This window comes from Tritonibacter sp. SIMBA_163 (genome assembly GCF_046535935.1).
Lineage (GTDB): Bacteria > Pseudomonadota > Alphaproteobacteria > Rhodobacterales > Rhodobacteraceae > Epibacterium > Epibacterium scottomollicae.
In genome coordinates this window covers 1-231 of the sequence record NZ_JAWJBP010001494.1, presented here as the reverse complement: position 1 = coordinate 231, position 231 = coordinate 1, and the positions used below count along the sequence as shown (strand labels likewise).

Genomic DNA, 231 nt, shown 5'->3' with positions numbered 1-231 from the left:
CTGGCCGAAGGTGCCCCCGCTGCCTCGCCGGACGCCCCGGCCGCGCCACGGCCTCCCCAGTGCGACCGGGCCTTTCGGCCGACATCAATGATGGAGCAGGAGATGATACGCCCGCCACTGGCGCAACCGGGCAGCGATATTACAGGTCCGCGACCGGATCGCGGAATTTCTGACCCGCAAGTGGGTGCGCATACTGAACTATCGGTGGATCAAGGAACTCTGGGCGTTTCA

Annotated in this window: 1 pseudogene; it reads left to right on the top strand. The window is 65.4% G+C overall.

The annotated features are described in order from the left end of the window. Window positions 1-127: 127 nt before the first annotated feature. A pseudogene (locus R0J92_RS27260) lies at window positions 128-231 on the top strand (DUF1348 family protein); the annotation flags it as partial.